Source organism: Vibrio sp. 10N.286.48.C11 (genome assembly GCF_041469805.1).
Taxonomy (GTDB): domain Bacteria; phylum Pseudomonadota; class Gammaproteobacteria; order Enterobacterales; family Vibrionaceae; genus Vibrio; species Vibrio crassostreae_C.
Genome location: NZ_JBFRLK010000031.1, coordinates 1 through 7483, shown reverse-complemented (window position 1 = coordinate 7483; position 7483 = coordinate 1). Strand labels below are relative to the sequence as shown.

Here is a 7483-nt window from a genome sequence, read left to right as displayed (position 1 = left end):
CCAGTCGGGTATCGAGCTATCACGCACCACCATGGCAAGGTGGGTTATCCAAGTCAGTGAGAAGTTCGCCCCGCTGTATGCCGCCTTGAAAGAGCACCTACTTCAACAAGTGGTGGTTCAAGCGGATGAAACGCCGCTCAATGTGCTCAAAGAAGAGAAGCAGTGTTATATGTGGCTCTACTGCTCAGGCGCTGACTCACCCGAAGCGGCACTGCCGAATGTGAAAAATATTGCCTTGTACGACTATCAAAACAGTCGCGCGAGGGCGTGTCCCGTGGACTTTTTAGGTGACTACAACGGTTATCTACAAACCGATGGCTACGCGGCTTATGATGGTCTGCATCACGTCACCAATGTAGGGTGCTTAGCGCAAGTTCATGGACGCGAAGAAGCTTCAAGGGGAAGGTAAATCGGGCAAGGCTGATAAAGTGCTGGCTAAACCCCCAAAGCTCTACGGGATAGAATCACGCTTAAAAGGTGCGCCTGCCGAAGAACGCAAAGCAGAGCGTTAAGCGTATGCCAAGCCGATACTGGATGAGCTTTACCAATGGATGACAACCCAGAAGGTGATAGGCTCTAGCCCACTAGGCAAAGCAATAAAGTACACGCTCGGGCAATGGCCTAAACTCATTCGTTATATCGACGATGGTCACTTATCTATCGATAATAATCGCGCTGAACGCGCAATTAAACCGCTGGTTATTGGCAGGAAAAATTGGCTATTCTCCAACACACCAAACGGTGCTGATGCGAGCGCGATGCTTTACAGCATCATCGAGACCGCGAAAGCCAACGGTCTTATCCTCTAAGACTACATGGTCAAGTGCATGAAAGAGCTCGCGAAAGCAGAGCCTGATATCGACGCACTTCTACCTTGGACCTCTTCGGGTCAAGTCAAAACAGACCTCAACAATATTGGCTTTGGCCTCGAAACTTACGTTTGGTGCTAACTATGCCATCGGACTCTAATAACATATTTGGGTTCTTTGATGAGTTTGAAGCTTCAGAAGGAGAGTCACAGCAACCCCCTATAGAGCTGTTTCAAGAACCCGTTGAAATTTTATCAACCCTAGATAGTCAGCCAAAGAAGGTACAACAAGAAGTCTTTGTGATAAATAAAAAGCGACATCCACTCACGGTAGTGAATATATGTAGGATCACGTCCTGCATAAGCGATTTATTCAAATTTAAAGAGTGAATTAATATCGCACCATAAAGAAAAAATACTTCAAATACTCCAGAAATGAGCATGGCTGAGCATAGGGATTCTCAGGTTTGATGATACCAATATCAGGTCAGATGGCCGAACACATTTATGGGTACAACCATGAATTTAACGCATCGCTCACTCATGGTTATCGCTATCACTGTTGCTCTTTCTGCGTGGGGTAGTGATGAAACCAGCTCACGTCCTATTAAGCCAGAACCGCTTCAGACATTACCAACAGAGCAGGTTTCAGTATCCATCGGGGACGCGACTCTTTTCGCAAATAGAGAGTCTGTTGTGATCAATACCTTAGCAGGTGACGAGCAACGCGTATCCATTGAAGCGTTTAAAGGAATCACTTACGCCGATCAACAACGTTTTCAGCACAGTCACTCCGTCAATTAGAACACAATGCTGATAGCGCTATAGATGCGACACAATTTGGCGCCGTGTGCCCACAGCTTAAAATAACCCAGCAAGAGCAATCTGAAGATTGCTTGAATCTTAATATTTGGCGTCCTTCGGAGATCAATGGTTCAGAGTCATTACCCGTGTATGTCTTTATTCATGGTGGGGACTTTGAATATGGCGCAGGTTCTGATACCGACATTAACGGTGATACCGTCGTGGCTAAAAGATACCATTCGATATACGGGTGGCGTTGGCGCTGGAAAGGCGAACCTCGATATTTTCAAAGAGTTCAGTATAGGTGCGTCGTACAACAAAACGATTCAATTCGGCACAAAAACCTCGGGAGTCGCTGCGCTTCAGCAGCTCCAGTTTCGAGTGGCAAACACACCATTGATGCTGGGTGTGAAACAGATTATTGGCCAGAGCTCGGTAAAGTTTGAGACCAGTAATGAAGATGTGAATAACGCTATCAATGGCGTTATTCAATATTTTATGGGCGAAAGCTCGGTGACCTCTGGGCTGGGTGTTGTCGCGGAATACGATAATGCGATTGATAATCGTTGGACCGTTTCTGCGTTTTATGGCCTGGATAAAGCGACAGTAGAGGGCAGTCTGTCAGACGATGAAAGTGTCGATGCGTATGGTGCTGGATTTCGCTATCAGATAGCTTGCCGATATGGGTTACACATGGGGGTAGACCTCGCTTTTAGTGACGTTGACAGCGCGTTTTATATAACGGTTGGCAGTGGATTCTAATGATGGAAAGGTGGGTGTTAGTCAATCGATTGATTTTTCTACATGCAGCATAGTTTTCATAACAATCATGAACTAATATTCTTTTACAACAAACATAACAGGTATCAATATGAAAAATTACGACCCAAATGAATTGGACGCTACGCAAGTATTACTTGATGGTGTCGATACAGATAAACGTTCGACTTTGACTAAGTTAGCGGTTGGGGCTGCGGCACTGCCTTTTGCCTCTGTTTTACATGCAGCCCCTGAAAAACTGGTTGGCCAAAACATCAAACTGATGCCTAACGAGAAAGGGCCATTTGATATCGTTATCGAAAATGGCCGTGTTGTTGATCCTGAAACTGGACTCGACGCAATTCGTCACGTCGGTATTAAAGGTAAGCGTATTGCTGCAATCTCAGACAAAAAGCTGCAAGGCAAAACAATCATCGATGCTGAAGGTCTCGTGGTTGCACCTGGCTTTATAGATATGCACGCTCACGGACAACAACTTCCTGCTGCCCGTGCTCAAGCATTCGATGGCGTAACCACCGCTCTTGAGATGGAATCTGGTCTATTCCCAATCGGAACGTACTACGATATTACTGCTGCTGAAGGTCGCCCGATTAATTACGGCGCTTCTGTAGCATGGACTTACGCTCGTATTCAAGCAAAAGAACCTACGATGCCTGCTCCTGATGGTACGATTGTTTGGTTCCAGAAAGCTTTTTCTAAAAACAATTGGCAAAATACCCTAGCAACCCCAGATGAATTAAAACAAATTCTGGGCTCGGTTGAGCAAGGTCTTAAAGAGGGGGGCTTAGGCATTGGTATTAACGCGGGTTACGCACCAGGTTATGGCCACAAAGAGTACTATGATCTTGCTAAACTAGCAAAACGCTATGAAGTACCAACTTACACTCACGTTCGTTACCTAAACAGCGCAGAGCCAAAATCAAGCTTTGAAGCATACCAAGAACTCATTAGCCTGTCGGCGACAACGGGTGCACACATGCACATTTGTCACCTCAACAGCACGTCAGTACAAGATATCGAAGATTGTGCCGATTTAGTTCAATCCGCCATTGATCAAGGTTTAGCCGTTACTACTGAAGCTTATCCTTATGGTGCTGGCTCTTCCGTTATTGGCGCAGAAGTTTTCCGTGGTGACGATTGGTTACAACGTTGGGGTGTACCAAGCGCTAGCTACATGGAAGCGAATGGTAAAGCACTAAACCAAGAAAAAGTCACTGAACTACAAGCATCAGCGCCCGGTACCGTGGTTGTCATGCACTTCTTAAAACCCGATGAGAACAAAGAAGATCGCGCTAAAATGGACCGTTCAGTATTGTTCCCAGGTGCAGCTATCGCTTCAGATGCAATGCCTTGGATGGATGATAAAGGCGTATTAATTGAAGGTGATGTATGGCCACTTCCAAGCAACGCAATAGCTCACCCTCGCTCACTTGCTTGTTTCTCTCGTTTTATTGAAAAATATGTCGAGGAATACAAAGCGGTAACACTAGTAGAAGCGATGGAAAGAACTAGCTTAAACGCATGTCGTATTCTTGAGGATGCTGTGCCACAAATGGCAAATAAAGGTCGTATTCAAGTAGGTAAAGATGCTGATTTAGCTATTTTCAAACTTGATGAAGTAAAAGCCGTTGCAACATTTGATAAACCAAATGCCCTTTCTACAGGCATGAAATACGTACTTGTAAACGGGACACCTATCATTGAAGCTGGTGAAATGTTGTTAGATTCAAACCCAGGTGAAGCGGTTCGCAACAAAGTTACTGGCTAAGTTATCCTGACTTAAAAGGTTGGGCATTAGCTCAACCTTTTTTATTGCTTACCGAGTAAATATAGACAACGAAAATCGAAAGAGAGCATGCTATGAGCAAGAAGCCTATTCCAGTAACAATTTTAGCCGGATTTTTAGGAGCAGGGAAAACGACCCTACTAAACCATATATTAACCAATGCAAATGGAATGCGCATGGCTGTGATCGTCAATGATTTTGGATCAATCAATGTTGATGCGGAGTTAGTTAAATCTGAAAGTGAAAATATGATCAGCCTAGAGAATGGCTGTATCTGTTGTAACCTTGCAGAAGGACTAGTCGTTTCGGTAATGCGTTTACTCGCATTAGAGGAACGCCCAGACCATATTATTGTTGAAACTTCAGGTATCGCAGAACCCAAAGAAGTGGCACTTCAATTTGAAGATCCGGAACTGCAAGCACACGCACCTTTAAATGCAATCGTGACGACGATCGATGCGGAAAACATTTTAGGGCTAGAAGGCCCAATGGAGACGTTGTCGAAGCAGCAAATTCAAGTGGCTGACATTGTTCTGGTTAATAAAGTTGACCTAGTCGATGCTGATAAACTAGAGCAAGTCAAAGCATGGTGCCGAGTACAAGCTCCGTTTGCTAAATTGATTGATATTTCATTCGGCGAAGTGGATTTACCTATCTTATTTGATGCCCCTGAAAGTACGCGCTTTGTCACTAACAAAATAGCGGCTGATCAAAAGGAATGCCAGCACCATGATTGTCATGATGAGCACTGTCATCACGTGAACCATGATTTCGAAACATTCAGCTTTGAAACTGATCAACCGCTTAATCTACAAAGTTTGTATCCTCTACTGCAACAGTTTTCAATTGATGCTTATCGCATGAAAGGTATTTTAAATTTAACCGATCGTCCTGATCATCGCTGTGTATTTCAGTGCACGGGTCAGCGAGCCAATGTGACGGTTGGAGATGCATGGGAAGATGATGAATCTCGTTCGTCACGGTTAGTCTTCATTGGACCTAAAGGTGGCCTTGATAAAGAGAGTATGCGTAAAAAACTGAACGCACTGGTGGCGTAGTTAGAACGGAAATGGAGTAGATGGCAAGCCTATCAACCTAGCGCTTGCCTATACCTAGCTTACCTCTGCCTACTTTGCATTGACTCATCCTAAGCATCCTTATCTTATTGAATTATTGGCTAATTTCGATTCTATTCGGTTTTTCCAAATCCATATTGCTCATTCCCCTCGCCATCTGAAACAAAATAGTCTTATCGATTTTCGAGACTCTGTTCATCAGTACCTTCTCAGAATCGTTTAACGTCAAAAAGCAGATAAAGACTCAATCGTGGGTTATTGGGGCGTGTTGATCAGCGATTGTTAGCTCGATGGTTAGTCCTCAATGATGGAATCAAAATGACGACTAAATATAGAATAAACCATGATTTGTCCCGCCATAATCGCGCCAAACATCAGCAAGGCGGACAGACCAATATTCGGAATGGGTAAAATGGAGGTCGCAAAGAAGGACTCACTTGCTCCGACAATGATTCGACTACCGGGGACAAGAATGATGATCCCTTGAATAATGTATATGAGTGGTGGAACGTGACGCAATTTTCCCATCCCCAACCCGTAAAGCGTAATGAGTATTGTGCTTACCCATGTACCTACAACCCAATCGGAAGTAAACCAATGTGGCCCCCACATGCCAATTGCCGCGACAGGAAGGCCTAAGAGAATTTCTGTCATACTTGCGTTGAAAATAAGGCCAATAGCGACAGAAATCCCGATCAGTGCGGTGACATGAAGAACGAATGGGATTTCATCAATAAATACCGGTACCGATAATGGTTGATTGATTATGTTGGCTAAGCCTAACCCCATAACAATGCCGATGAATATTTTCATTACTATGAGTGCGCTTTGTGCAAGCAGTTCGATACCTGACCGAAAGTCATTGAGAGCAAGACTGGCTAAGCCGTTGGTGACGGTTAACCCAGGAATAAAAAGGACAATGGAAGAAATGCACAGTGCCAATGTTGGTAAGCCGGGAACCTGTGCCGCTATCATACCGGTTAAAAAACTGGCTACTAAGGCGACAAAGAACTCGACAAGAATGCTTCTTGGTCCAGTCAGGAAAATTTGTGCTAGCCAGGCTATAGCGCCCAGAATAATGGATAAACCGACCGCCAGATAAGTACTGCCAACTAACATTAAATAACATGGCGGAAGCAATAAATTGGCAAAGCACAAGGTACGATTCGAGTAGGTTTCTGAACCTTCGTAATGGGAATGAGTCGAAAACCCTTTAAGCGTTGCGACTAAATCACGTAAGTTAACCGAGGGTGGTTTTTTGTTTTCCATCACGACTTTTTGCGTGGGTTGCTCAAAAATAGTGATGACTTTTGTCGGGGTCACATCAATAGAGACATCAATGTTCTGGCGTTTTGCATAAGCTTGAGTGTATTGAGCTACCGAGTAAGGCGCACAACCAGATTGATGTAATCGGTCCGAAAAGCTCAAAATTTCTTGCTGGCATTGTTCGATGTGATTTGTTTGTTTCATTCTGTTTGTTTCTCAATAACCAAGGCGATATATGTTTGAGGGGCATTCTAATTCAATAGTATCCTCATTCAAGCGTAACCAATAGTCGTGTATAGAGGACGGGCCCCTACAAACGAACAAGGCAATGGTTAAAAAGATAGGATTCATTGAATGAGAGGTTATCAGTTTATCGTTGAGGTAAATCAGTCATTGTTGAAGCTGCAACCTCAAAAATAGATCCGCTCACGCAGCTATTTGAAGGCGTAAAACTCCAAATCCATGAGGTGATTGATTTAACTCTGAGGCTTTTAGAAAAGCTCGGTAATGAGTAAAGGAAACTAATATTTAGGAAATGGAAGCCTAAATAAGATTGATGATGAGCGTTAGAATCACAACTAGAATGGAACCGACATAAGCAATTTCAATAATGTTTGAATCAATCCAGTTGCAGTATGCTTGAATTGCTAAACTCAGTTTGTTTTTCATAATGGCCTTTGGAAAATTAACCGAAATCTACTGTAAATAATAGCTTATTATGAGTGAGCTTTGATGACGGTTTCAAAGGTTCCTTAGCGCTAACAGTGTGATTGCGGCGCTCACGTATTAACAATATCGTCCCGTGGGTTCATGGGGCGGATACAGTCGATAAGGTTTAAGAGCAGAAAATTGGGCTAAAAAAGAGCCGCTTATTTGTGGTTCATCGCGGCTTTCCAAGAAGTAGTCGGTATCTCGATACCCATACCCCATTCGCTTGATTAGCTTTATCTTGTTGTTTATCCC

At 43.8% G+C, this 7483-nt stretch carries 6 protein-coding genes and 2 pseudogenes; 6 read left to right on the top strand and 2 right to left on the bottom strand.

Annotated elements, in window-relative coordinates; translation table 11 throughout:
- The 6 genes and pseudogenes from tnpC to AB4209_RS09045 all read left to right on the top strand — a co-directional run.
- Nucleotides 1-950: pseudogene (gene tnpC / locus AB4209_RS09070) on the top strand (IS66 family transposase); the annotation flags it as partial.
- A 377-nt stretch (nt 951-1327) separates the two neighbouring features.
- Nucleotides 1328-1612, top strand: a complete 285-nt coding sequence (locus tag AB4209_RS09065) for a hypothetical protein (RefSeq protein WP_017062010.1) — start codon at nt 1328-1330, stop codon at nt 1610-1612.
- Nucleotides 1613-1656: 44 nt separating this feature from the next.
- Nucleotides 1657-1779: pseudogene (locus tag AB4209_RS09060) on the top strand (carboxylesterase family protein); the annotation flags it as partial.
- Complete coding sequence (locus AB4209_RS09055; protein WP_102393780.1) at nt 1739-2374, top strand: hypothetical protein; 636 nt, start codon at nt 1739-1741, stop codon at nt 2372-2374. The pseudogene AB4209_RS09060 and the gene AB4209_RS09055, both read left to right, overlap by 41 nt.
- A gap of 109 nt (nt 2375-2483) precedes the next feature.
- Nucleotides 2484-4160 (top strand): amidohydrolase family protein, encoded by a 1677-nt coding sequence (locus AB4209_RS09050; protein WP_102319826.1) that lies wholly within the window; start codon nt 2484-2486, stop codon nt 4158-4160.
- Between the two features lie 92 nt (nt 4161-4252).
- Nucleotides 4253-5236, top strand: a complete 984-nt coding sequence (locus AB4209_RS09045) for a GTP-binding protein (RefSeq protein WP_065584640.1) — start codon at nt 4253-4255, stop codon at nt 5234-5236.
- A 312-nt stretch (nt 5237-5548) separates the two neighbouring features.
- On the opposite strand, the gene AB4209_RS09040 is transcribed toward AB4209_RS09045, so the two are convergent.
- A complete protein-coding gene (locus AB4209_RS09040; RefSeq protein ID WP_017064690.1) occupies nt 5549-6724 on the bottom strand; it encodes a threonine/serine exporter family protein in 1176 nt (391 codons plus the stop codon).
- A 582-nt stretch (nt 6725-7306) separates the two neighbouring features.
- On the bottom strand, nt 7307-7483 hold a 177-nt coding region (locus AB4209_RS09035), incomplete at its 5' end, for a transposase (RefSeq protein WP_346762959.1).